Origin of the sequence: Streptomyces sp. NPDC093071 (genome assembly GCF_044754545.1) — a bacterium.
Classification (GTDB): Bacteria; Actinomycetota; Actinomycetes; order Streptomycetales; family Streptomycetaceae; genus Streptomyces.
This window is the reverse complement of sequence record NZ_JBIVPH010000003.1, coordinates 552,684-574,639: the sequence shown is the minus strand read 5'-3', so window position 1 is coordinate 574,639 and position 21,956 is coordinate 552,684. Positions and strand designations below refer to the sequence as shown.

Annotated in this window: 25 protein-coding genes and 1 pseudogene; 12 read left to right on the top strand and 14 right to left on the bottom strand. The window is 74.2% G+C overall.

Annotated elements, in window-relative coordinates; translation table 11 throughout:
• Positions 1–62: 62 nt before the first annotated feature.
• The 3 genes from ACIQD7_RS13905 to ACIQD7_RS13895 all read left to right on the top strand — a co-directional run bounded on the left by ACIQD7_RS13905 (position 63) and on the right by ACIQD7_RS13895 (position 2,544).
• Positions 63–797: a class I SAM-dependent methyltransferase gene (locus tag ACIQD7_RS13905; RefSeq protein ID WP_402441734.1), complete on the top strand. Its 735-nt coding sequence runs from the start codon at positions 63–65 to the stop codon at positions 795–797.
• Positions 794–1,885, top strand: coding sequence for a prenyltransferase (locus ACIQD7_RS13900; protein WP_402441733.1), 1,092 nt, complete (start codon positions 794–796; stop codon positions 1,883–1,885). Before ACIQD7_RS13905 ends, ACIQD7_RS13900 begins: the two co-directional genes overlap by 4 nt.
• A gap of 98 nt (positions 1,886–1,983) precedes the next feature.
• Complete coding sequence (locus ACIQD7_RS13895; RefSeq protein WP_402441732.1) at positions 1,984–2,544, top strand: hypothetical protein; 561 nt, start codon at positions 1,984–1,986, stop codon at positions 2,542–2,544.
• Positions 2,545–2,620: 76 nt separating this feature from the next.
• On the opposite strand, the gene ACIQD7_RS13890 is transcribed toward ACIQD7_RS13895, so the two are convergent.
• The gene (locus ACIQD7_RS13890; protein WP_121833880.1) at positions 2,621–3,472 is read right to left on the bottom strand and encodes a DUF5336 domain-containing protein; all 852 of its coding nucleotides are present in this window, start codon (positions 3,470–3,472) and stop codon (positions 2,621–2,623) included.
• A 114-nt stretch (positions 3,473–3,586) separates the two neighbouring features.
• On the bottom strand, positions 3,587–4,471 hold the full coding sequence (locus ACIQD7_RS13885) for an N-acetylmuramoyl-L-alanine amidase (RefSeq protein ID WP_402441731.1): 885 nt from the start codon (positions 4,469–4,471) through the stop codon (positions 3,587–3,589).
• Positions 4,472–4,772: 301 nt separating this feature from the next.
• On the opposite strand from ACIQD7_RS13885, the gene ACIQD7_RS13880 reads away from it, so the two are divergent.
• Positions 4,773–6,599, top strand: a complete 1,827-nt coding sequence (locus ACIQD7_RS13880) for a hypothetical protein (protein WP_402441730.1) — start codon at positions 4,773–4,775, stop codon at positions 6,597–6,599.
• 62 nt (positions 6,600–6,661) lie between these two features.
• On the opposite strand, the gene ACIQD7_RS13875 is transcribed toward ACIQD7_RS13880, so the two are convergent.
• Positions 6,662–7,291, bottom strand: a complete 630-nt coding sequence (locus tag ACIQD7_RS13875; protein WP_121833715.1) for a class I SAM-dependent methyltransferase — start codon at positions 7,289–7,291, stop codon at positions 6,662–6,664.
• Positions 7,292–7,337: 46 nt separating this feature from the next.
• Positions 7,338–7,694 (bottom strand): ATP-binding protein, encoded by a 357-nt coding sequence (locus ACIQD7_RS13870; RefSeq protein WP_402441729.1) that lies wholly within the window; start codon positions 7,692–7,694, stop codon positions 7,338–7,340.
• Positions 7,695–7,829: 135 nt separating this feature from the next.
• Here ACIQD7_RS13870 and ACIQD7_RS13865 point away from each other — a divergent pair, with 135 nt between their 5' ends.
• Genes ACIQD7_RS13865 through ACIQD7_RS13855 form a run of 3 tightly spaced genes read left to right on the top strand, consistent with a single transcriptional unit; the run spans position 7,830 to position 9,341 of the window.
• On the top strand, positions 7,830–8,678 hold the full coding sequence (locus ACIQD7_RS13865; protein WP_402441728.1) for a Scr1 family TA system antitoxin-like transcriptional regulator: 849 nt from the start codon (positions 7,830–7,832) through the stop codon (positions 8,676–8,678).
• On the top strand, positions 8,638–8,919 hold the full coding sequence (locus tag ACIQD7_RS13860; protein ID WP_402441727.1) for a DUF397 domain-containing protein: 282 nt from the start codon (positions 8,638–8,640) through the stop codon (positions 8,917–8,919). The genes ACIQD7_RS13865 and ACIQD7_RS13860 overlap by 41 nt, the downstream gene beginning before the upstream one ends.
• A 20-nt stretch (positions 8,920–8,939) precedes the next feature.
• Positions 8,940–9,341, top strand: a complete 402-nt coding sequence (locus ACIQD7_RS13855) for a hypothetical protein (protein ID WP_402441726.1) — start codon at positions 8,940–8,942, stop codon at positions 9,339–9,341.
• Here ACIQD7_RS13855 and ACIQD7_RS13850 read toward each other — a convergent pair.
• Positions 9,319–10,164 carry a hypothetical protein gene (locus ACIQD7_RS13850; protein ID WP_402441725.1) on the bottom strand — a complete coding sequence of 282 codons (846 nt, stop codon included), beginning with the start codon at positions 10,162–10,164 and terminating at the stop codon, positions 9,319–9,321. The two genes, ACIQD7_RS13855 and ACIQD7_RS13850, sit on opposite strands and share 23 nt — an antisense overlap.
• A gap of 92 nt (positions 10,165–10,256) precedes the next feature.
• Here ACIQD7_RS13850 and ACIQD7_RS13845 point away from each other — a divergent pair, with 92 nt between their 5' ends.
• The 3 genes from ACIQD7_RS13845 to ACIQD7_RS13835 all read left to right on the top strand — a co-directional run bounded on the left by ACIQD7_RS13845 (position 10,257) and on the right by ACIQD7_RS13835 (position 11,836).
• Complete coding sequence (locus ACIQD7_RS13845; protein ID WP_161372273.1) at positions 10,257–10,637, top strand: hypothetical protein; 381 nt, start codon at positions 10,257–10,259, stop codon at positions 10,635–10,637.
• A 13-nt stretch (positions 10,638–10,650) separates the two neighbouring features.
• Entirely contained in the window at positions 10,651–11,031 is a 381-nt protein-coding gene (locus ACIQD7_RS13840) for a hypothetical protein (RefSeq protein WP_402441724.1), read from the top strand.
• A 154-nt stretch (positions 11,032–11,185) separates the two neighbouring features.
• On the top strand, positions 11,186–11,836 hold the full coding sequence (locus tag ACIQD7_RS13835; protein WP_402441723.1) for a hypothetical protein: 651 nt from the start codon (positions 11,186–11,188) through the stop codon (positions 11,834–11,836).
• Positions 11,837–11,843: 7 nt separating this feature from the next.
• On the opposite strand, the gene ACIQD7_RS13830 is transcribed toward ACIQD7_RS13835, so the two are convergent.
• The 3 genes from ACIQD7_RS13830 to ACIQD7_RS13820 form a co-directional block, all read right to left on the bottom strand.
• A complete protein-coding gene (locus ACIQD7_RS13830; protein ID WP_402441722.1) occupies positions 11,844–12,248 on the bottom strand; it encodes a DUF4259 domain-containing protein in 405 nt (134 codons plus the stop codon).
• A gap of 81 nt (positions 12,249–12,329) precedes the next feature.
• On the bottom strand, positions 12,330–12,911 hold the full coding sequence (locus tag ACIQD7_RS13825) for a hypothetical protein (protein WP_402441721.1): 582 nt from the start codon (positions 12,909–12,911) through the stop codon (positions 12,330–12,332).
• An 82-nt stretch (positions 12,912–12,993) separates the two neighbouring features.
• Positions 12,994–13,755, bottom strand: a complete 762-nt coding sequence (locus tag ACIQD7_RS13820; protein ID WP_402441720.1) for a hypothetical protein — start codon at positions 13,753–13,755, stop codon at positions 12,994–12,996.
• A 121-nt stretch (positions 13,756–13,876) separates the two neighbouring features.
• On the opposite strand from ACIQD7_RS13820, the gene ACIQD7_RS13815 reads away from it, so the two are divergent.
• Positions 13,877–15,334, top strand: coding sequence for an MFS transporter (locus ACIQD7_RS13815; protein WP_402441719.1), 1,458 nt, complete (start codon positions 13,877–13,879; stop codon positions 15,332–15,334).
• Positions 15,335–15,351: 17 nt separating this feature from the next.
• Here the strand turns inward: ACIQD7_RS13815 and ACIQD7_RS13810 are convergent.
• The 3 genes and pseudogenes from ACIQD7_RS13810 to ACIQD7_RS13800 form a co-directional block, all read right to left on the bottom strand.
• A pseudogene (locus tag ACIQD7_RS13810) lies at positions 15,352–16,212 on the bottom strand (helix-turn-helix domain-containing protein).
• Positions 16,213–16,221: 9 nt separating this feature from the next.
• Positions 16,222–17,079: an alpha/beta fold hydrolase gene (locus tag ACIQD7_RS13805; RefSeq protein WP_402441718.1), complete on the bottom strand. Its 858-nt coding sequence runs from the start codon at positions 17,077–17,079 to the stop codon at positions 16,222–16,224.
• Positions 17,080–17,273: 194 nt separating this feature from the next.
• The gene (locus tag ACIQD7_RS13800; protein WP_121833576.1) at positions 17,274–17,906 is read right to left on the bottom strand and encodes a response regulator transcription factor; all 633 of its coding nucleotides are present in this window, start codon (positions 17,904–17,906) and stop codon (positions 17,274–17,276) included.
• A gap of 108 nt (positions 17,907–18,014) precedes the next feature.
• Between ACIQD7_RS13800 and ACIQD7_RS13795 the strand changes: the two genes are divergently transcribed.
• A complete protein-coding gene (locus ACIQD7_RS13795) occupies positions 18,015–18,845 on the top strand; it encodes a glycoside hydrolase domain-containing protein (RefSeq protein ID WP_402441717.1) in 831 nt (276 codons plus the stop codon).
• Positions 18,846–18,954: 109 nt separating this feature from the next.
• Here the strand turns inward: ACIQD7_RS13795 and ACIQD7_RS13790 are convergent, their stop codons facing one another.
• From ACIQD7_RS13790 to ACIQD7_RS13780, 3 genes are read right to left on the bottom strand one after another with little or no spacing between them, the layout of a single operon-like run.
• Positions 18,955–20,151 carry a sensor histidine kinase gene (locus ACIQD7_RS13790; protein ID WP_402441716.1) on the bottom strand — a complete coding sequence of 399 codons (1,197 nt, stop codon included), beginning with the start codon at positions 20,149–20,151 and terminating at the stop codon, positions 18,955–18,957.
• 34 nt (positions 20,152–20,185) lie between these two features.
• Positions 20,186–20,905 carry an ABC transporter permease gene (locus ACIQD7_RS13785; RefSeq protein WP_402441715.1) on the bottom strand — a complete coding sequence of 240 codons (720 nt, stop codon included), beginning with the start codon at positions 20,903–20,905 and terminating at the stop codon, positions 20,186–20,188.
• Positions 20,902–21,864, bottom strand: a complete 963-nt coding sequence (locus ACIQD7_RS13780) for an ATP-binding cassette domain-containing protein (protein ID WP_402441714.1) — start codon at positions 21,862–21,864, stop codon at positions 20,902–20,904. Before ACIQD7_RS13780 ends, ACIQD7_RS13785 begins: the two co-directional genes overlap by 4 nt.
• Between the last annotated feature and the right edge of the window lie 92 nt (positions 21,865–21,956).

Below are 21,956 nucleotides of genomic sequence, written 5' to 3'. Positions count from 1 at the left end.
CCGCACCGACCGAACGACCTCCACCCGCACCGCCCCCGTCCCGACCGCGAAGGCAGGCCCTCGTGCTGACCGTCGACTTCACCCGCTTCCCGCTCGCCCCCGGCGACCGCGTGCTCGACCTGGGCTGCGGTGCGGGCCGGCACGCCTTCGAGTGCTACCGGCGCGGCGCCCGGGTGGTGGCCCTCGACCGGAACGCCGAGGAGATCCGCGAGGTCGCCAAGTGGTTCGCGGCCATGGAGGAGGCGGGGGAGGCCCCCGCCGGGGCGACCGCCACCGCGATGGAGGGCGACGCCCTCAACCTGCCCTTCCCCGACGAGTCCTTCGACGTCGTCATCATCTCCGAGGTGATGGAGCACATCCCGGACGACAAGGGCGTCCTCGCCGAGATGGTCCGCGTCCTCAAGCCGGGCGGCCGGATCGCCGTCACCGTCCCCCGCTACGGCCCCGAGAAGGTCTGCTGGGCGCTCTCCGACGAGTACCACGAGGTCGAGGGCGGCCACATCCGCATCTACAAGGCCGACGAGCTCCTCGGCAAGATCCGGCAGGCCGGTCTCCGGCCGTACGGCACCCACCACGCGCACGCGCTGCACTCGCCGTACTGGTGGCTCAAGTGCGCCTTCGGCGTCGACAACGACAAGGCGCTGCCGGTCCGGGCGTACCACAAGCTCCTGGTCTGGGACATCATGAAGAAGCCCGCCCTGACCCGGGTCGCCGAGCAGCTGCTCAACCCGGTCGTCGGCAAGAGCTTCGTGGCGTACGCGACCAAGCCGCACCTCCCGAAGGCCGATGCCGAGTGACGAGCCCCGAGCGGATCGCCGAGCACCTCGTCCTGCCCGGGGTGCTCACCGCCGAGCAGGCCGCCGAGACCGTCGCCGGGATACTCGCCGTCCAGCGCGAGGACGGCGCCATCCCCTGGTTCCGCGGCCACCACCTCGACCCCTGGGACCACGTCGAGGCCGCCATGGCCCTGGACGCGGCCGGCGAGCACGCCGCCGCCGCCCGCGCCTACGAGTGGCTCGCCCGTCACCAGAACGGCGACGGCTCCTGGTACGCGGCCTACCACGACGGCGACCCGGAGCGGGTCACCGACCGGAGCCGGGAGTCCAACTTCGTCGCGTACGTGGCGGTCGGCGTCTGGCACCACCACCTGTCCACCGGCGACGACGCCTTCCTCGACCGGATGTGGCCCGTCGTCTACGCGGCCGTGGAGTTCGTCCTCGGACTCCAGCGGCCCGGCGGCCAGATCGGCTGGAAGCGGGAGCCGTCCGGCGAGCCCGTCGCCGACGCCCTCCTCACCGGCAGCTCCTCGATCCACCAGGCCCTGCGCTGCGCCCTCGCCATCGCCGAGGCCCGCGAGGAGCCGCAGCCGGACTGGGAGCTGGCGGCCGGGGCCCTCGGCCACGCGATCCGCCGCCACCCCGAGCGCTTCCTGGACAAGTCCCGCTACTCGATGGACTGGTACTACCCGGTCCTCGGCGGCGCGGTCACCGGAGAGGAGGCGCGGGCCCGGATCGACGCGTCCTGGGACGCGTTCGTCGTGCCCGGCCTCGGCGTGCGCTGCGTCGTCCCCAACCCGTGGGTCACCGGCGGCGAGAGCTGCGAACTCGCCCTCGCCCTCTGGGCGGTGGGGGAGTCCGACCGGGCCCTGACGATCCTCCAGGACATCCAGCACCTGCGGGCCGCGAACGGCATGTACTGGACGGGGTACGTCTTCGAGGGCGACACGGAGGCCGACAAGGCGATGTGGCCCGAGGAGCAGACCAGCTGGACCGCCGGGTCCCTGCTGCTCGCGGTGGCCGCGCTCGGCGGCGAGGAGGCCACGGTCGCCGTCTTCGGCGGCGAACGCCTCCCGGTCGGCCTCGCGCCGGACTGCTGCGAGGACTGACCCCCCCCGGCGGGCCGCTACCCGTACGGAGCCGCTCCGGTGGCGCCCGTACGGCCCGGGGGCGAGGCTGGCGCCACAGCCCCCAGGGAGGTCCCGCCGTGCCCGGAACCCTTACGCGCGGAGCCGTGGCGCTGCCGCTGTGCTGCGCCCTGCTCCTGACCACCGCCGCCTGCGGCGGGGACGACGACGCGGGGAGCGCGAGCGCCTCCGCGAACCCGTCGGCGTCCCCGGCCCCGTCGGGCAGCGCCGAGCGGCAGAAGCTGGCCAAGACCCGGTTCGTGGCCAACGCCGGTCTCGCCGCGGGCGCCACGTACCAGTGGATCGTGAAGCCGTACCGGGCGGGCACGTTCAAGAAGGGCGCGGACGGGCGCACCTTCGCCCTGGTGAAGGCCGGCCTCGCGGGCGCGTTCGCCTACAACCGGCTCAAGGCGGCGGCGGACAACGCCAAGGGCGACCCGCTGCTCTCCAAGGCGGTCGCGCCGCTCACCGCCGGGATCGACTCGCTCAAGGACCTCGGCACGAAGTTCCGCAGGGGCGAGGTCGGCGAGGGGGACGTCGGCGCCTTCGAGAGCGTGATCAACAGCGTCAAGGAGGCGGGGAAGAGCGCCGGGGCGGAGGTCAAGGAACAAGTGCCCAGCACGTCCCAGCTCGGAGGATGACGGCCGGGGAACGACGACGGCCCCCGTCCGGACCCGGGGTCCGGACGGGGGCCGCGCGCGAGCGGGTGCGGAAGCGTCAGCCGCGCTGGATGCCGGTGGTGTCCTGGAGGACACCGCGGCGCCCGTCCTGCGTCTGGGCCACCAGGGCCTGACCGCGCTGCTCGACCGCCAGGTACCAGGTGCCCGGCGCCAGCTCGGCGATCGGGGCCTGTCCGCCGTCCTCCGCGTACAGCGGACGGGCGACCGGGACCGCGAACCAGAACGGGGCGAAGTCCGAGGCCGGCTGCGCCGGGGCCTGCTGCGGCTCGGGCTGCTTCGGGGCCTGCGGCTGCGGGGCGGGCGCCTGCGCGCCGAAGGGGTGACCGCCGCCGTGCGAGGCGTCGTGCGCGCCCCCGTACGGCTGCTGCTGCGCACCCGGGTAGCCGTAGCCGCCGGGGACGCCCTGCGGGCCGGGCTGGCCCGGCTGCACGCCGTACGGCTGCGGGGCCTGCGGACGCGGCGCGCCCACCAGCGGGGCCTTGAGGGCCGGGACCAGCGGACCGGCGACCGCGGCGGCGGCGAGGACCAGGGAGGCGATCAGGCCGAGGATCAGACCGGCACCGGCGTTGGTCGCCTCGAAGATCCACATGAGCAGGGTCCACGCGGAGGCGATGGTGAACGCGGCGCCGACCTGGCCGAGCTCCAGACCGGCCACCTTGCGCTGCTGCGGCAGGGCGCGGGAGGCGATGACGAGACCGGCGCCGGCGATGCCGAGGAAGAAGGAGCCCCAGCCGAGCGGCGACGCCTCCCACGAGTTCGGCGCGCTGTACTGGTCGCAGAACGAGGCGGGGCCCTCGCAGCCGGAGATGCCGAGGAACGAGGCGATGAACAGCACCACCGCTGCACCGATCAGCACGCCATCGCCTCGGGTGAGGGAGCGGATATTCACGTGAGAAGTCCTTCGTCGGGTCGTCGTCGCGTCGGTCGTCGTCGCGTCGGGGTGGCGCTCAAGTCCTGGCAGGGGGGCGGCCCCATCGTACGGAGAATCTATCGCCCGCCGGTTCTACCCCCTGAGGTAGGTGGCGATGCCGTCCGCGATCCCCTGCGCCGCCTTCTGCCGCCACGCCGCCGACGCGAGCAGCTGCGCGTCCTTCGGATCACGCATATTGCCGCATTCGACGAAGACCTTGGGGACGGTTGAGAGATTGAGTCCGCCGAGATCGTCCCGTACGTCCAACCCCGTACCGTTTCCCAGGTAGTTGGAGGGCGCGGTGCCGGTGGCGCGGGCGAACCGGTCCGCGATCCGTTCGCCCAGTTCACGGGAGGGTCCGACGATCTCCGCGGTGTCGGCGGCGCCCTCCCGCACGCGTGCGGGGAGGATCACATGGAATCCGCGGTGTCCGGCGGCCGAACCGTCCGCGTGGACGGAGACGACGGCGTCGGCGCGGGCCTCGTTGCCGATCCGGGCCCGTTCATCGATGCACGGCCCCCAGGGACGGTCGGCGTCGTGGGTGAACACCACCTTCGCGCCCCGCGCGGTGAGCAGGTCCCGCAGCCGGTGGGAGACGTCGAGGGTGAAGGAGGCCTCGGTGTACCCGTCGTTCGTCGACGTGCCCGTGGTGTCGCACTCCTTGCGGTTCGTCCCGATATTGACCTTCTGGTTGATCTCCTCGGAGTGCCGGAAGTTGCCGGGGTTGTGGCCGGGGTCGACGACGACGGTCCGCCCGGCGAGGGAACGGCCTTCCGGGGCCTCGGAGGTGGGGGCGGAGGAGGGCGTACGGCTCGGCTGCGGGCTGCTCGGGGCCGCCGACCGCTCCGGGCCCTTCCCGGACGGCGGGGCGGCCGGGTCCGGGGCGGCCCCGCACCCGGCGAGCGCGGCGCAGCAGCCCGTGGTGGCGAGGACGAGGGCGAGGGTACGGCGGGCGGTCTTCCCGTGGTCGTTCGGCACCCCGCGACTTTAGGCCTTGCGCACAGCGAAATCCCGCACGGGTACGTCGCAGGTTGGTCACCGCCTCCGGAGAACGGTGGACGCGTGTGCGGGGACGGTGAAGGGTAGCCACAAGAGGCGACGGTGGGGTGTCACCGCGCATGGACCCACGAGGGGGACCGTGGTGGGGGAAGAACCGAACGACGCACGTCCCGAGCCGGCCGACAGAATCCCGGGCGAGGACGCTTCGAACCAGAACCAGAACCAGAACCAGAGCCCGCAGCAGGGCCAAGGGCGGAACCCGGCGCCTCCGGACCCGCGCGTGGCCCCGGAGACGCCGCCCTGGGCCCCGGTGCGCCCGGCGGCGGCCTCGGGGACCCCGGCGGCCCCGCCCCCGCCGGAGCGGCCGCCCGCCACGCCCACGCTCGCCTTCGGCCCGCCGCCGCAGGCGTCCGGGCAGCCCACGGGACAGCCGCCCGGCGAGTCCTCCGGCGCGGTGCCCGTCGGGGCGGGCGCCGCCGCGCCCGACTACAGCTACGGCTACCCGCGGTCCGGCCCCGCGACCGCCCCCGGCTACGGCCCGCCGCCGGGGTACGGACCTCCCGGCTACGGCCCGCCGCCCGGACACGGGGCGCAGCCCCCCGCGCAGCCGCCCGGCCCCGCGAACCCGGCGCAGGCCGCCGCGATCGGCCTGCTCAACCTCTCCGGCCTCGGCCTGGGGTACGTGCTCCTGCGCAACTGGATCGGCGCCGTGCTCTGCTGGCTCGCCACCGCCGCCCTGCTCGTGGTCGCGCTGCCCGCCGACGTCGACGGGGTGCCCGTCGGCGTCCTCGTCGGATACGGCGTCTTCCTGCTCGCGGCCGCCGCCGACGGCTTCCGGCGCGGCCTGCGCGCCACCCTCCGGATCGGCGCCGCCTTCCGGCGCCTGGCGCTGCCGCTGGCCCTGGTGCTGCTCGCCGTGCCCGCCGGGGGCTCCCTCGCGTACGGGGCGGCCCGCGACGAGGCGAAGGAGCAGGCCCTGCTCGCCCGCCTCACCACCGCCGACGAGCGGGTGAAGTCCGGCCAGGGGCTCCTCTTCGAGCGGGCCGAACCCCTCTACCGCCTGGCGCTCGCCACCTATCAGGACCTCGGCACGAAGCACGCCGGGTCGCGGGCCGGGAAGCTGGTCCCCGCGCGCCTCGACGCGTACTACGAGCAGCTCTCCGCCCCGTACGCGAAGAAGGACTACTGCAAGGCGGTCGCGCCGCTCACGCACCTGAGGGGCCTGTCCGGCGCGGTCGACAAGGACCTCCTCGGCACCCGCCCGGCCAAGACGGACGAGCCGCTGGCCGAGTCGCTCTACGAGTGCGGGACGGCCGCGCTCGGCGTGCAGGCGGCCGACCCGCCCGCCGAGAAGAGCCTGAACGCGCTCCTCGACACCTTCCCGGAGTCGGACCACGCGACCCGCGTCGAGCCGGCCGTCCGGGCGGCGGTCAAGACGCGGTCCACCGCCGTCGACGGCGCCACCCCCTGCGAGGCCGTGGTGGAGCTGCGCACGATCCGCACCACCGTGGGCGCCCTGCCGGGCGCCGACTTCGACGGCGCCGCGCGGGAGACCTCGACGGCCATCGAAAAGGGCGACTTCGCCTGCGGGACCTCGCAGTTCAGGAGCAAGGACTTCGACGACGCGGTCACGACCATGACGCAGTTCGCCAAGGACCACCCGAGCAGCCCGAAGGCCGCGCACGCGCGCTCGATCGCCATCGCCGCCGAGATCGCGGACGAGGAGGCCGAGGCCGGCAAGGCCCTGCCCCCGGCGAAGGCCCCCGGCGGCTCCCGGATGGTCATGGTGGTCAGCAACGACGGCCCCGGCTCGGTCGAACTGCTCTACACCGGCCCGACCACGGGCCGGATCACGCTCAACGCGTGCGCGACCTGCACCAAGTACCCGAACCCGATCTTCGAGGGCTCCAAGAAGATCAAGGCGTGCACCGGCCCGTCCTCCAAGTATCCGAAGGCCACCCTGCTGCTGCCCGCCGGCAACTACCACTTCCTCCAGAAGCGGGCCGGCACCGGCACGTCGTCGGCCGGGGACACCAAGACGAGCAAGGCGAAGATCGAACCGGGCTACAGCTACACGAACTGCCTGTACGTGACGTCGGGGTTCTGACCCGACGCCCCGATCGGTGGCCGCTCTCCTCGGACGAGGGGGCGGCCACCGCCCGTTCCGGCTCAGCGGCGGCGCAGCACCCGCAGCGAATCGGTGACCGAGACCTCCTCGAAGTCGCCCGACTCCAGGGCGCGGAGGTAGATCCGGTACGGGGCCTGGCCGCCGTCCTCCGGATCCGGGAAGACGTCGTGGATGACGAGCAGGCCGCCGGGGGCGACCTTGGGGGCCCAGCCCTCGTAGTCGTTCACGGCGTGCTCGTCGGTGTGCCCGCCGTCGATGAACACGAACCCGAGCTGCCCGGCCCACACCTTCGCGACCTGCGGCGAGCGTCCGACGACCGCGATCACGTGCTCCTCCAGGCCCGCCTTGCGCAGGGTCCGCCGGAAGGTCGGCAGCGTGTCCATGAGCCCCACCTCGGGGTCCACCACGGTCGGGTCGTGGTACTCCCACCCGGGCTGCTGCTCCTCGCTGCCCCGGTGGTGGTCCACGGTGACCGCGACCGTCCCCGCCTGCCGGGCCGCGTCCGCGAGCAGGATCGTGGACCGCCCGCAGTACGTCCCGACCTCCAGGAGCGGGAGCCCCAGCTTCGCGGCCTCGGCGGCCGCCCCGTACAGCGCGAGCCCCTCCCCGGCGGGCATGAATCCCTTCGCGGCCTCGAAGGCGGCGAGGATCTCGGGGCTGGGCTCGGACATGGTGGCTCCTACTGGCGAGTACGGCGGTACGGGCGCCCATCGTGCCCTACGCGTCGCACTCGAACCACACCGTCTTCCCGCCGGCCCGCTCCTCGACCCCCCACCGGTCCGTCACGGCCTCCACGAGCACGAGCCCCCGCCCGCCCTCGTCCAGCGGCCCGCCCGCCTTCGCGACCACGGTCCCGGGCGCCCCGTCCGCCACCTCCACCCGCAGCCCGTGCGGCTCGCGCAGGATCAGCACCGCACACCTGCGGCCCGGCACGTGCCGGACGACGTTCGCGACCAGCTCGGTGAGCGCGAGGGACGCGGGGTCGGACAAGCGGACGAGTTCCCACCGCGTGAGGAACATGTGCAGGATGCGGCGCATGTGACCGGCCGAGTGCTCACCCACGGTGAAGCCCATGCGGTAACTCGACGCAAGTTCCGCAGGGTAGAGGTCTGTTGCCTGATTCATGCCACCAGAGTGGACGCTTCTCGTTACGCTCGGCTACGGCGTGAACACAACGCCTCGTCGCGTCGATCTGGGGGTGACCTCGTCGTGGTCAACGTCCGCAGCCTCGATCCCAGCGCTTCGCCGCTGGACTACTACGGAGCGGAATTACGCCGTCTGAGGGAGCTGGCCAAGCTGAACCAGTCTCAGCTCGGTGACATCGTCTACTGCACGGGCTCGCTGATCGGTCAGATAGAGACGGCGAAGAAGGTCCCGACGAGGCGGTTCTCGGAACAACTTGATGCCGCGTTGATGACGGGCGGGACGTTTTCGCGGTTGGTGGGCCTTGTACTGCGGTGCCAGCTGCCGACCTGGTTCCAGCCGTACGCGGACATGGAGGCGCGGGCGACGTACATCTCCTCGTTCCAGCCCCAACTGGTCGTCGGTCTGCTCCAGACGGAGGCGTACGCCCGCGCCGTGCTCGGTGTCCGGACGGAAGGCGATCTCGACGCCAAGGTCGCTGCCCGCATCGATCGGCAGCGGATCCTGGAGAGGGAGACCCCGCCCCTGATGTGGGTCGTCCTGACCGAGGCGGTGCTGCGTCAGGAGGTCGGCGGCAAGCAGGTCATGCGAGAACAACTCGCCCACCTGTTGCGGATGCAGGAGCACGACTGGGTCAAGATCCAGATCCTGCCGTTCGCGGCCGGGGCACACGCCGGCCTGCTGGGTGAGTTCAACCTGCTGCGCTTTGACGACGACCCCGACATCGTCTACACCGAGGACTTCGTCCAGGGGCATATGACCGCCGATCAGGCCGCGTTCAGGCAAGGCTCGCTCCGTTACGATCACCTGCAAGCGGCCGCCCTCTCGGTGGAAGACTCGGCCGCACTGATCGCCCGCGTCATGGAGGAGCAATATGGGGAGCAACCAGAACCTGACGGGCGCGCACTGGCGTAAGTCCTCGTACAGCGGCGACACCGGCGGCAACTGCATCGAGTGCGCTCCGCTCGGCAACGCCGCCTGGCGTAAGTCCTCTTACAGCAGCGACACCGGCGGCAACTGCATCGAGGTCGCCGACCTCGCCGCCCACGTCGCCGTGCGGGACTCCAAGAACCCCGAAGGCCCCGCCTTCCTCGCGTCGTCGGCCGCCTTCACGGCCTTCGTGACGGCCGCGGCCGAGGGGCGCGTCGGCCGCTGACGGTGGCGACCCTCATAGGAATGGTGATCCTCGCCCTGGTCCTGCCGACCTGGGCGGGGATCACGTATGCGGGCCTGGTCCGGGCCCGGCAGGGCGGCGGGCTGCCCAAGCCCCTTCGTACATCGGCACCGGCCAAGAAGGCGGCGTACCTCGCGGTGCTCGCCTACCTCGCGGGCGGGGCGCTGCACGTGTACGGGCTCTCGTACATGCCGTTCCTCTTCCCCGAGGACGCCTGTTGGTTCAAGGCGGGGGTGAAGGTCTACCCGGACCGCAGCAGCGCGCTCCCCGTCAGCCTGGTGTGCCGGGGGACGGAGATCGTGCCGTGGTGGGTGAACCCGGGGCTGCTCGTCCTCGCGGTGATCGCCGTCGGCGCGACCGTGGCGAGTGTCGTGCTCGCGGTCAGGCGCCGCCGCGCAGGGTGAGGGTCCAGGTGTCGACGGTGTAGCGGGTCGGTTCGGCGGCGTGCTGTTCCGCGACCACGGCCACGAGGCCGTCGCCGTCGCGGCGCAGGGCCCGTACGGTCGGGGCGGTGCGCGGACCGGCGGCGGGGCCGAGGTCGGCGAGGACGTACGTGTCGAGGTCCCGTCCGACGGCGAGGACGGCGGGCCCGTCGAGGAGGAGGATCGTTCCGTCGGGGAGGACGACCGGCTTCGGGGGCTGGGGGTCGCTCAGGGCGGGACCGGGGACGACGGTGCCGCCGGGGAGGAGCCGGACGACCCGGCCCCGGGTCGGCAGCCGGCGGTCGGCCTCGACCACGCGCAGCCCGGTGCCGACGACGTAGTGCCCGTACGAGGGCCAGTGGTCGGTCTCGGCGCCCTCGCGGTCGTACGCGCGCGTCACGAACTCCCCGTAACCCTCCAGGCCGAGGACGAACCCTCCGCCGCCCCGCGCGGCGGCGCGCTCGCCGCGGAGTTCGGCGACGAGGCGGCCGTCGGCGAGGTCGAGGAGGAGCGCGGGACCGAGGAGGCCCCACGGGGTGTACTCCAGGGAGTCGGTCGTGACGAGGAGGCGGTCGCCGGAGAGGTGGGCGGCGTTGGGGCGCCCGGCGAAGGAGTGGGTCCAGCGGGTCCGCCCGTCGGCGTCGCGGAGGGCGACCGATCCGGGGGAGCCGTGGACGGCGAGGTCGCCCCGGCGGGCGAGGGGCGCTCCGGCGGGCCGGGCCCGCTCGTACGGGGGCGGGCCTTCCGCCTGCCGGTGGTCCACGACGGACGCGCGCCACGGTCCGGCCCCTCGGATGCTCGCCATGCCGGGAGCGTAACGAACTCCGGTCGGCGGCTTGGGCCTTCGGGTTCCCGGGGGCCGTCGATTAGGCTCGGCCGCGACGAGGGGGAGGCGGCGTGGGCGACGTCGGGAGCTGGTGGATCCTGGTCGAGACGACGACCTGGACCCACCGCGAATGGGAGCTGGTCCGCACGGTCCCGGTCGACGGCGACCGCGACCGGGCCCTGGCGCGGGCGGCCGAACTGGCCCGCACCTGCGGCGCCTCCGGCGGCGACTCCGACGACCCCGGGGCCACGGGCCGCCGGGTCTTCCGCGTCTCGGAGACGAACTGGCTGGTGGAGATCGTCCGTTCCCACTGGGACGAGTCCACCGGACGCCCCGCCACGACGACCACCCACGTCCGCGTCTCCGCCGCCGTACTGGAACACGCCCACGAGCCCCCGCCCGCCGAACCCCCGCCCCGGGGACGCCTGCGCCGCGCCCTCGGCCGAGGCTGAGGGCTCCCGGGCGATGGGATACGGACTTTCCCTCCACAGGTTCGCCGGCGGCGAACCGCAGGTGCTGGACGACCGGGTGGTACGGGCCGTGCTGGCGCCGCACGTCGTCGCCGCGTCCCCGGACGCCACCGAGGTGGTGATCCGGACGGCCGACGGCGGCGAGGCGGAGCTGCACGTCACCACCGACGGCATCAGCGTGCACCGCTTCCCACCCGGCGACGTCCTGAACGTCGTCGCCGAACTCGCCCACCGCCTCGAAGCCGCCGTCCTCCTCCCGGACGGCGCCCTCGTACGCGACGAGACCCAGCGCGCGACCCTCCCGGACGGCCTGCGCGAGACGGCCGCCGTCGTCGAGATGACGGGACGGGGGCTGCGGGCCGCGCTCGACGGCTGAGGAGGGTTCTGTGACGGTCCCCGGGCACAGGCGGGCCGGGAGGGCGGGCAGTCGTACCGCTCGCGCGTCACTCCCCGGTGGGCCCGCCCGTCCTCACGACGGGCGGGCCCACTTCTTCCCCCCATTCCGACGGACCGAGGAGCCGAGACCGGCCATGGCACGACACCGAGAGGACGACGACCTCCTGTTCGAGGGTGACTTCGGCCTGTCCGCGCTCACCTCGTGGTTTCCCTGGGACGGGTCGGGAACCACCGCCGACGACTGCCTGCGCGGGGCGGTGGCCGCCGACGAAACGGCCCAGACCCCCGGGTCCGCGGCCGCGGTCCTGCTGGTGGACGTCCTCCGCCTCCTGGAGTCACCGCTGTCCGACGACGCGGTCGCCGCCCTGTGGCGCGGGGCCACCGGAGGGGGCCACGACATCGCGTACCTCCGTCTCGGTCCCCGGGAATGGCTCCGGACGATCGCCGACGCGTGCCGCGCGCACCTGGCCGAGGTCGCTCCCGACCACCGGCACACCATGCCGCCGGCCGACACCGTCCAGCGGGACGCGGTGCTGCGCGAAGTACGGGACGCGGCCGCACTGCTCACCGGCGCACCGGACGCCACGGCCGCGCCGGCGGCGGTGGAGGAGGTGGTCTCACGGGTCGACCCCGACCTCGGCTACCGGCTGCTCCTGCGCCTGCTCGGTACGCGGCGGGTCCACCTCACCGAGGAGCGCTACACACGCCACCTGGTCCTGTGCGAGCACTTCGGCTACGGGGCGGAACACGTTTCCGAAGGGGTCGAACTGCTCCGGCACCACTGAGCCGCCCTCACGCCCCCGCCAGCACCGCCCGCAACCCCCGCACCCCCGCCTTCCACTCCTCCCCGTCCGACTCCTCCCACAGCTCCAGCAGTTCGGACGGCTCGGTGAGGACGCGGTCGAGAGCCGCCACGGCCTCCGGGCGGAGGGCGGCCGGGAGGACGGGCAGCGGCTCCTTCGGGCCGTACGAGGTGGTGACCGGCTCCCCGCCGGGGCACTGCGCCGCGAGCAGGGCCGCCGAGGCGATCGCCTCCACCGCCAGGTCCGCGTCCAGGTACTCACCGCCGGTGCCGGTCACCTCGCGGAAGGTCCCGCGCAGCACCTCCGCCTTCTTCTCCGCCGGGGCCCCGTCCACCCGGTAGGAGAAGTCGGCGGCGGTGTCGTTGTCGAAGGGGCCGATGTCCCAGGTGCCCATGGCGTGCTCGCTCTCTGCCGTCGTCCGCGTCTCCGAGTTCCCGGTGATCGTGGCAGGCGGCACTGACAACGGGCGGCCCGCTCAGTCCTCGACGCCCAGGTCGGCGCGCATCGCCTTCTTCATCGCCCCCACGTAGGGCCAGACGTCCTGGTGGAGTTCGGCCTCCATCGTCCCCAGTTCGGCCGCGTGGGCGGCGGGGTCGGCCGCGTACTTCCTGAGCTTTCCGTAGGCCGCGTTCAAGCGCGTCTTGGCCGCGCCGGAGGGGCGCGAGACGACGTCGGGGACGATCATCTGGGACTCCGCGTAGCTCTCCCGGTAGGCCACCCTGGCCGCCTCCAGGTTCTCCAGGGACGCGGCGACGCCCTCGCCGCGCGCCAGCGCGTGGAGGTGGTTGGTCATCTCCGTCAGGTACTGGCGCGCGGCGGTGTTCAGCGTGATGTAGCAGGCGCGTCGGCGCTCCAGGCTCTCGCGCTGCCCCTGCAGGGCCCGCTCCGCCCGGAGCAGTTCCTCGGCGTGGTCGCGTTCCTCGCGCCGCTGGTCGGCGGCGGCCCGCAGCTCCATGCGCTTGGTGCGGTCCGCGCGGACCTGCGTCAGGAGCGCGGCTCCCAGCGTTCCCGCCACGCCGACCACCGCGATCAAGAGTGCCGACCAGCTCGCGCCCATGTTCCCTCCCCCGTACGGCCCGGTCCCCGCGACGATGCTGCCACAAGAGGGGGGCCGGGCGCCCGGGGCGCGGCGGACCGGCTCAGTAGCGGTGGCCGGGCCAGTGCGGGTCCTCCCAGCGGGCGGGGCCGGCCAGGCCCATGAGCCTGACCCGGTGGAGCAGGTCCTCGTGGACGCCCCGGGGGCCGAGCCGGGTGGGGGCGTGGCGGACGAGCCAGGCGACGAGCCCGGTCCGGAAGGACTCCTCGTGCTCCTCCTCCCGGACGTACCAGGGCAGTTCGTCGCCCAACAGGTCGTACTGCCAGCGGTCGGTCGCCTCGGCCAGGTGCCGGTCGGCCACGTCCTCGTCGAGCGCCTCCCAGACCGCGAGCCACGGACCGAGCGTGCCGGACGCCTCCGCGCACAGTTCGAGAAGCTCGTGCGCGGGAACGGCGGGGTCCGGATCGGTGAGGGTGTCGGCCCACCAGGCGTGCAGGAACTCCCGTACCGCCCCGGCCTGTCGCTCGGGCCACCGCCACCACTCGCTCCGGGCGAACGCCTGCCCCACCTCGTACATACGGAACCTGGACCGCCCCCGGCCGGTGACCAGCTCCCCGGCGAACTGGGGCAGTACGCGGCGCAGCACCGCGCCGTGGTCCCGCCAGGTGAGAGACCCCCACGTGCGGTGCAGGAGGTCGGGGTCGAGCACGACGTCCGGGACCTTCAGCAGTGCGAGCTCCTCCGCGCTGCCCCAGTGACATGCGCACTGGACCTCGTCGCTCCGGGCGGTCGCACCCCGGAAGACGACGGCCAGGCCGTCCAGGGCGCGATCGAGCCGGGGGCGTGCGGAAGCGTCGTCGTTCATCGGTGTCGGAACCGCCTCGCGGGTACTCCGGACGGCTTCCGCCGGCCGAAGATCCGCACTCTACCGGCCTCCGGCGCCGGCGCGCATCGGCGTATGTACGGGGTCGAGGGCGTCTGCGACCATGACCGTCATGCCGCAGACCGACGCCGTCACCAGCACGTCCCCCGCCCCTCCCGCACCCGCGCCCCGGGCCTGGGCGGTCGTTCTGGTCGCCTGTGCGGGGCAGTTCCTCGTGGTGCTCGACGTGTCCGTGGTGAACGTGGCGCTGCCGTCGTTGCGGGCCGACCTCGGGCTGTCGGGGCTCGGTCTGCAGTGGGTCCTCAACGCGTACTCGATCGCCTTCGCCGGGTTCATGCTGCTCGGCGGGCGGGCCGCCGACCTCTACGGGCGCAAGGCGATGTTCCTGCTCGGGCTCGTGGTCTTCACCGTCGGCTCCGTCGCGGGCGGGCTCGCGCAGGAGGGCTGGCAGCTCGTCGCCGGGCGCGCCGTGCAGGGGCTCGGCGCGGCCGTCCTGTCGCCCGCCACCCTGACCCTGGTCACCGGCGCGGTCGCCCCCGGGCCCGCCCGGAGCCGGGCCATCGGCACCTGGACGGCGGTCGGCGCGGCCGGCGGCGCGGCGGGCGGCTTCGTCGGCGGGCTCCTCGTCGACCTGCTGTCCTGGCGCTGGGTCCTCCTCATCAACGTCCCCATCGGCGTCCTCGTCCTCGCCGGAGCGCTCCTCTGGCTCCGCGAGAGCCGCCCCGGCACCGGCCGCCGCCTCGACCTGCCGGGCGCGATCCTCGTCACCGGCGGGCTCGCCACCCTCGCGTACGGCATCGTCCAGACCGAGGAGGCGGGCTGGGGCGACCCGAAGACCCTCCTGACGCTCCTCGGCGCGCTCGTCCTGCTCGTCGCGTTCGTCGCGGTCGAGGCCCGCACGGCGGCCCCGCTGATGCCGCTGAAGATCTTCCGCACCCGGACCGTGTCGGCGGCCAACACCGCGATCCTGCTGTTCGGTTCGAGCTCCTTCGGCATGTGGTTCTTCATGACGGTGTACGCGCAGAACGTCCTCGGCTACACCCCGCTCCAGGCCGGTCTCGCGCTCGTCCCCAGCTCCCTCGCCGTCGTCCTGGGCTCCAAGCTCGCGCCCCGCCTGATGCCCGCCCTCGGCGCCCGCACCCTCGCCGTCATCGGCGCCCTCGTCGCCGCCTCCGGCTTCGCCTGGCAGTCCACGATGAGCGTCGACGGCACCTTCCTGACGACGATCCTGGGCCCCGGCATCCTCATGATGGGCGGCATCGGCCTGGCCACCACCCCGCTGGCCACCCTCGCCACCTCCAGCGCCGCCCCCGGCGAGGCCGGTCTCGTCTCGGGCCTCGTCAACACCTCCCGCACGATGGGCGGCGCCCTCGGCCTCGCGACCCTCTCCACCGTCGCCGCCGCCGTCACGGGCCCGCTCCACGGCACCCCCGACCCGGCAGCCCTCACCTCCGGCTACGCGGCCGCCTTCCGCGTCTCGGCGTCGATCCTGCTCGGCGCGACCCTCCTGATGCTGCTGTGGCTGCCGAGGTCCGGGCGCCGGGACGCCGAGCACCCCTAGGGGGCGGCTTCTGTGGATCAGGCGCGGTCCGCCGGGCGCCGGGCGGGCGACGACGCCGGCCAGGCGACGTCGTCGATCGCGAGCCACGGCGCGGCGGCCACCGCCGAGGGCGTGAGACCGGTGAACTCCCGTACCTCGCGGTGGAGGTGGGACTGGTCGGCGTAACCGCTCCCGGCGGCGACCTCGGCGGAGGCGTGCCCCGCCGCGAGGAGACGGGCCGCGCTGTCGAACCGCACCAGCCGGGCGGCCCGCTTGGGCGTCACCCCGAGCTGGGCGCCGAAGCGGGCCGACAGGCGCTTGCGGCTCCAGCCGACCTCGTCCGCGAGGCCGTCGACCCGCACCCGCCCCCGGCGGCCGAACGTCCGCCGCCAGGCGTGGGCGACCTCCGGATCGACCCGGGGACCGGCACCGAGCCGCCGGCCGAGGACGTCCGCCGCCAGCGCGAACCGTTCGTCCCACGACCCGGCGGCCCGCAGCCCCTCCTCGAACCGCTCGGCGTCACGGCCCCAGACGTCGGCGAGGGACACCACCGCCCCGTCCGCTCCGGCCGACGCCCCGAACACCGAAGCCGCCACGACCGGTTCCAGCCGGATCTGGAGGCACTAGCCGGCCCGGCCGCCCGCCCGGAAGTCACCGGGGAGGAGCCCGGCGACGACGCTGCCGCGCCCGTGCCGGTCCCCCGCGCGGTGGACGAGCCCGCCCTCCCCGCTCAGGTCGACGAGCAGGGTGACGGCGGGGTGCGCGACCATCGCGATGTCCACGGGCGCGGAGACGCCCTGCCGGAAGCCGGCCATGCCGATCCCCGGCGTCCGGAGCGGGGCGCGCGGGACCACGACGTCCACGCGTGTCCAGTCGAGCGGTGCTTCCGTCGGCCGCATGGGACCAGCCTAGGGCCGTACGGGCGGGACGTCGTCGCCCGGCGCCGTGAAGCCCAGCAGCAGCGCGGCGGTCGCGGCGGGTTCTTCGAGCATGGCCATGTGCCCGACGCCCGGCAGCGTCTCGACCCGCGCGCCCGGCACCGCCCCGTACCGGTGCGCCGACGACGGCTCCCAGCGGGGGTCGGCGCCGCCGAAGACCACCAGCAGCGGCACCCCGAGGGCGGCGAGGCGCTCGGGCACGCTCCGTTCGGCGATGTAGGCGGTGTTGCACCGCAGCACCGCCCTGGTCGTGCGGTACGTGCCGTGCCGCAGGTCGGCGACCATGGCGTCCGGGATCTCCACCGGGCGGACGGCCGTCGCGCCGACCCCCTTGCGGATCACCGCGTCCGAACGCATCGCCCACAGGAGCGGGCCGAGGGGCGGGGCCAGCAGGGCCCGCAGGAAGAGCGGCTGCGGGAGCAGCGCGTCGGGAGCCGGGCCCGAACTGATCAGCGCGAGCGATCCCACCAGGTCGGGGCGCCGTTCGGCGAGCGCGGTGGCGACGTAACCGCCGCTGGAGTGCCCGGCCACGGCGACGGCGCGCAGCCCGAGGCCGTCGAGCACCGCCGCCACCCGGTCCGCCTGCGCGGGCACGTCGTACGACGGCACGGGCGGGGACTGGCCGCAGCCGGGGAGGTCGGCCCGGATCACGTGGTGGCGGCGGGCGAGCGCGGGGACCAGGGGGCCCCACAGGGCGCCCGAGGCCCCCGATCCGTGGATCAGCAGCAGTGGGGGCGCCTGCCGGGGGCCGTCGTGGACCACGTGCAGTCCGTGGGCGCGCGGTCCTTGGGTACGCCCCGTGTCGTGTTCACCCGTGAGTTCGCTCATGCGGGCAGGATGCGCGGACCACCGCCCGCCGGTCTTGTACGTATGTCCGCGCGGGCCGGTGACCACCGGTCCCGTACGTGCTCCGCGCGGGGCCACCGGTCAGCGGTCTCGTACGTGCTCTGCGTGGAGCCGCTGCCCGCCGATCTCGTACGTGCTCCGCGCGGGGCCACCGCCGCTCGTACGCCCCGGCGGGCTCAGAGCCAGCCCTGCTGCCGGGCCGCCCTCACCGCCTCCATGCGGTTGCGGGTGCCCGTCTTGCCGATCGCGGACGACAGGTAGTTGCGGACCGTGGACTCCGAGAGGTGCAGGGCCGCCGCGATGTCCGCGACCGTCGCGCCGTCCACCGAGGCCGCAAGCGCGTCCCGCTCGCGGGCCGTCAGGGGGTTCGGGCCCGCGCCGAGGGCCGCCGCCGCGAGTGCCGGGTCGACGACCGTCTCGCCCCGCAGGGCCTTGCGGACCGCCTCGGCCAGCTCCTCCACGGGCCCGTCCTTCACCAGGAACCCGGCCGCCCCCGCCTCCATCGCCCGCCGCAGGTACCCCGGCCGGCCGAACGTCGTCAGGATGAGCACCCGGCAGTCCGGCACCTCGTCCCTCAGGTCCGCCGCCGCGTCCAGGCCCGAACGCCCCGGCAGCTCGATGTCGAGCAGTGCCACGTCCGGCCGCGCCACGAGCGCCGCGTCCACGATCTCGTCCCCGCGCCCGACCTGCGCGACCACCTCGATGTCCGGCTCCATGCCGAGCAGCAGGGCCAGCGCCCCGCGCATCATCCCCTGGTCCTCGGCGAGCAGGACTCTCACGGACTTTCCCGGGCGGTGGTCCCTCGGCATCTCGGTCACGGGCACCAGGGTAGGCCGCGCGGAGCCCCGGGATAGGGTGGGCGCGCCCCGGGGGGACGGGGCCGGAAACCGTGGAACGCATACGTATGGGGTGGGGAAATGCCGAAGCACCGGCTGTCCAGAAAAGGCCGCTACATCGCCCTGGCGGCGACCGGCGTCACCGTCGTCGCCGGTGCCGGGATCGCGGCCCAGACCTCGATGGCCGCCCCCGCGTGGCCCGCGCAGAAGACCTACACCGGCCGGGCGTTCGACGCCTGCACGGCCCCCTCGCTCGCCGCGATGACGGCCTGGAAGAAGGACGCCTACTACGGCGGCGTCGCCGTCTACATCGGCGGCAAGAACCGCGGCTGCGCCCAGCCCAACCTCACCAAGCCCTGGGTGAAGTCGGTCGACAAGCTCGGCTGGCGGGTCATCCCCCTGTACGTCGGCGCCCAGCCGCCCTGCCAGAAGAGCCTGAACAAGGAGCGGTTCACCGCGGCCAACGCCGCCTCGGTCGGGGCCGCCAACGCCAACGACGCGGTCGCCAGGGCCGCGGCGCTCGGCATGAAGGCCGGCAGCCCGATCTACCTCAACATGGAGTCGTACGACATCGCCGACAAGGCGTGCAACGACGCCACCCTCACCTATGTGCGCTCCTTCACCAAGACCCTGCGCGCCAAGACCTACCGCGCCGGGCTCTACGGCTTCAGCAGCTCCAGCGCCAAGGCCATCGCCACCGCCAAGAACCGCACGGACCTGCCGGGCAACCTCTGGTACGCCCTGTGGAACGGCCAGGAGACCACCACCAAGGACTGGCCCTGGGACCCGAAGCTGTACACGAACCACAGCCGCGGCCACCAGTACAAGGCCAACAGCAAGGAGACCCGCGGCGGTCACACCATCAACGTCGACCGCAACGCCTGGGACGCCCCCGTCGCCATCGTCGGCTGACCGGCCCGCCCGCCCCGCCCGGCGCACCGGACCCGGCCGCCCGGCGCACCGGACCCGGCCGCCCGGCGGACCGGACCCGACTGATCGGCTGACCGGACCGCCCGGTTCGTCAGCAGCGGTCGGTCCGTACGTCCCCGGCGTCCGTCCCCGGCGCGGCGGGTTCCACGGGAAGTTCCGCGACGACCCGGAACCCGCCGCCCGGGGCCGGCCCAGCCTCCAGGGTGCCGCCCGCCGCCGCCAGCCGCTCGCGCAGGCCGCGCAGTCCGCTGCCGGGGCCGTCCGCGACCGGCGCGGCGGCCCCCGGACCGCGGCCGCCGCCCGGCCCGCCGCCCCGCCCGTCGTCGGTGACCGTCAGACGGGCCCGGCCGTCCGTACCGGATATCTCCACGACGCAGCGCGACGCCCCGCTGTGCCGCACCGCGTTCGTCACGGACTCCCGCACCACCCAGCCGAACAGCGCCTCCGCCGCCGGCTCCAGGAGCGGGCCCGAGCGGCGCACGACCGGCTCGACGCCCGCCGAGGAGAGCGCGTCGCGCGCCCGGTCCAGCTCGGCCGCCAGACTGCCCTCCCGGTAGCCGGTCACCGCCTCCCGGATCTCGGTCAGCGCCTGCCGGCCCACCGACTCGATGTCCGCGACCTGCGCCAGGGCCGCGTCCAGGTCGTGCGGGGCGAGCCGCCGGGCGGCCTCCGACTTCACCACGACCACCGAGAGCGTGTGGCCCAGGAGGTCGTGGAGGTCGCGCGAGAACCGCAGCCGCTCCTTCTCCACCGCCGTCCGCGCCAACTCCTCCCGGGTCTCCCGCAACTGCCGGACCGTGTCGTTCAGGGCGAGGATCGCCGCCGTCACCATCACCGAGACGAACGTCCCGTACACCACCCCGAACGAGTCCCAGCCGTCCCGCCAGAACGTCACCGCCCCCGCCCCGGCGACCAGCGGGAGGGTGACGCGGAACAGCATCCTTCCGCGCCGCACCACCGCCCCGACCGCCAGGCCCAGGAGCGGGAAGAGCAGCAGCCACTCCCGGCCGTAGCCGATCGCGAGCCCGAAGGTGAGCGCCGCGAGCCCGCCGAGGAGCCACCGGGTCAGCGGCGTCTCCCGGGCGCGCGGGTCGAAGGCGCGCAGGACGATCGCGATGTACAGGGTGTTGAAGGCGAGCAGGCCCAGGCCGCCGATCCACGGGTTCGGGGCCTCGCCCCCGAGGAGGTGCGAGAGCGCGCCCAGGCCCATGAGCAGCCAGGGGAGCAGACTGAGCCCGCTCGGCCCCCGCTCGCGCAGCCTCTCCCTCCGCCGCCGCCAGAACTCCATGACCGTCCCGTGTCCTCTCGTGCCTCCGCGCCCGTCACGCGGTCCGTGCCGAACGACGGTACGAGACCGCCGCGTACGCGCCGAACAGCGCCGCCCATCCGGCGAGCACCACCAGGGCCACCGCCCCCGGGGCCCGCCCGTCCGTCACCGCCACGCCCAGCTCCGCGAAGCGGTTCGTCGGGGTGTACCCGGAGAGCGTCCTCAGCCAGTCGGGGAAGAGCGCGACCGGGAACCACAGGCCGCCCGCGACCGCGAGCCCCAGGTTGCAGGCGACGTTGACGGCGCCGGTGGTCTGGGCCGTCAGCCGGTAGCCGTTCCCCATCCCGAGCAGGGTGAAGGGGAGCGAGCCGAGCCACAGCGTGACGGCGACCGCCGCCCACTGCCAGGCCGCCATCCGCACCCCGTTGGCCAGGCCGCCCGCGAGCAGGACCCCCGCTATGGCGGGCAGGACGACCACCGAACCGGTCAGGGCCCGGCCCGTCACCACCTGCCGGGGCGTCATCGGGGTGATCCTCAACTGCCGCAGCCAGCCGGTGGACTTGTCCTCGGCGACCCCGGTCCCGAGCGAGAGCGCGGCGCCCAGCGCCCCGTACGCCGCCATGCCGACCATCGCGGCCGTCCGGTACGCGCCGTCGTCAGCGACGAGGTTGGTGAAGAGGAGGTACATCATCACCGGGATGCCGACCGTCGAGATCGCGAATCCGGTGTCGCGCAGGGTGCGGCGCACTTCGAGGCGTACGTACGCGGTGATCATCGGGTCGTCTCCAGGGGTGCGGTCACGGGCCCGGCGGCTGTGGGCGGCCTCCGGGTGAGGGCGAGGAAGGTGTCGTTCAGGGAGGCCTGGGCGACCTCCAGGCCCCGGATCGCGTCCCGCTCCGCCAGGGCCCGGACCGTCGCGTCCGAGTCGGTGGTGCGGAGCCGGGCGCGGTCGCCCCGTATCTCGTACGAGGTCACGCCGGGCAGCGAGTCGAGCGGGCCCGCCGGGCCGCCGCCCAGGTCGAAGGAGACCAGGCTGCCGCCGGCCGCCCGCTTGAGCTGGGCGCTCGTGCCGTCGGCGGCGATCCGGCCGGAGTCGAGGACGACGATCCGGTCCGCGTACGCGTCGGCCTCCTCCAGGTAGTGGGTGGAGAACAGGACGGTGTTGCCCCGGCGGGCGTAGCCGCGCATCGCGTCCCAGAACTCCTGCCGGGCCTCGACGTCGAGGGCGGCCGTCGGCTCGTCCAGGACGATCAGCTCCGGGTTCCCGGCGAGGGCCACGGCGAACCGGACCCGCTGGACCTGCCCGCCGGAGAGCCGGTCCACGCGGCGGCCCGCCAGCGCGGTCAGACCGGCGAGCGCCAGGGCCTCCGCGACCGGCATCGGAGCCGGATAGGTGCGGGCGACGAAGCCGACCAGCTCACGGACCGTCACCCGGGAGACCGGCCGGCCCTCCTGGAGCATCGCCCCGACCCGTCCGGCCGCGACGGCACGGCCCGGGGGCCCGCCGAAGAGCTCGACCCGGCCGCCGTCGGGCTCGTCGAGGCCGAGGAGCAGGCCGATGGCGGTGGACTTCCCCGCGCCGTTGCGCCCGAGCAGGGCCACGGTCTCGCCCCGGCGGACCCTCAGGTCCAGCCCGTCGGCGGCGCGGACGGCCCCGTACGCCCTGGTCACTCCCCGGAAGACGATCGCGTCCCCGCCGTCCGGATTCCTCTTCTCCTGCTCCCGCTGCTTCATGACCACGACGTTACGGAGAGTGAGGGGAGTCCCGGTAGGCCGTTATGTACGCGTCCGACGGTGACAAATGTCCTGGGGGTCGGTCCCCTAGG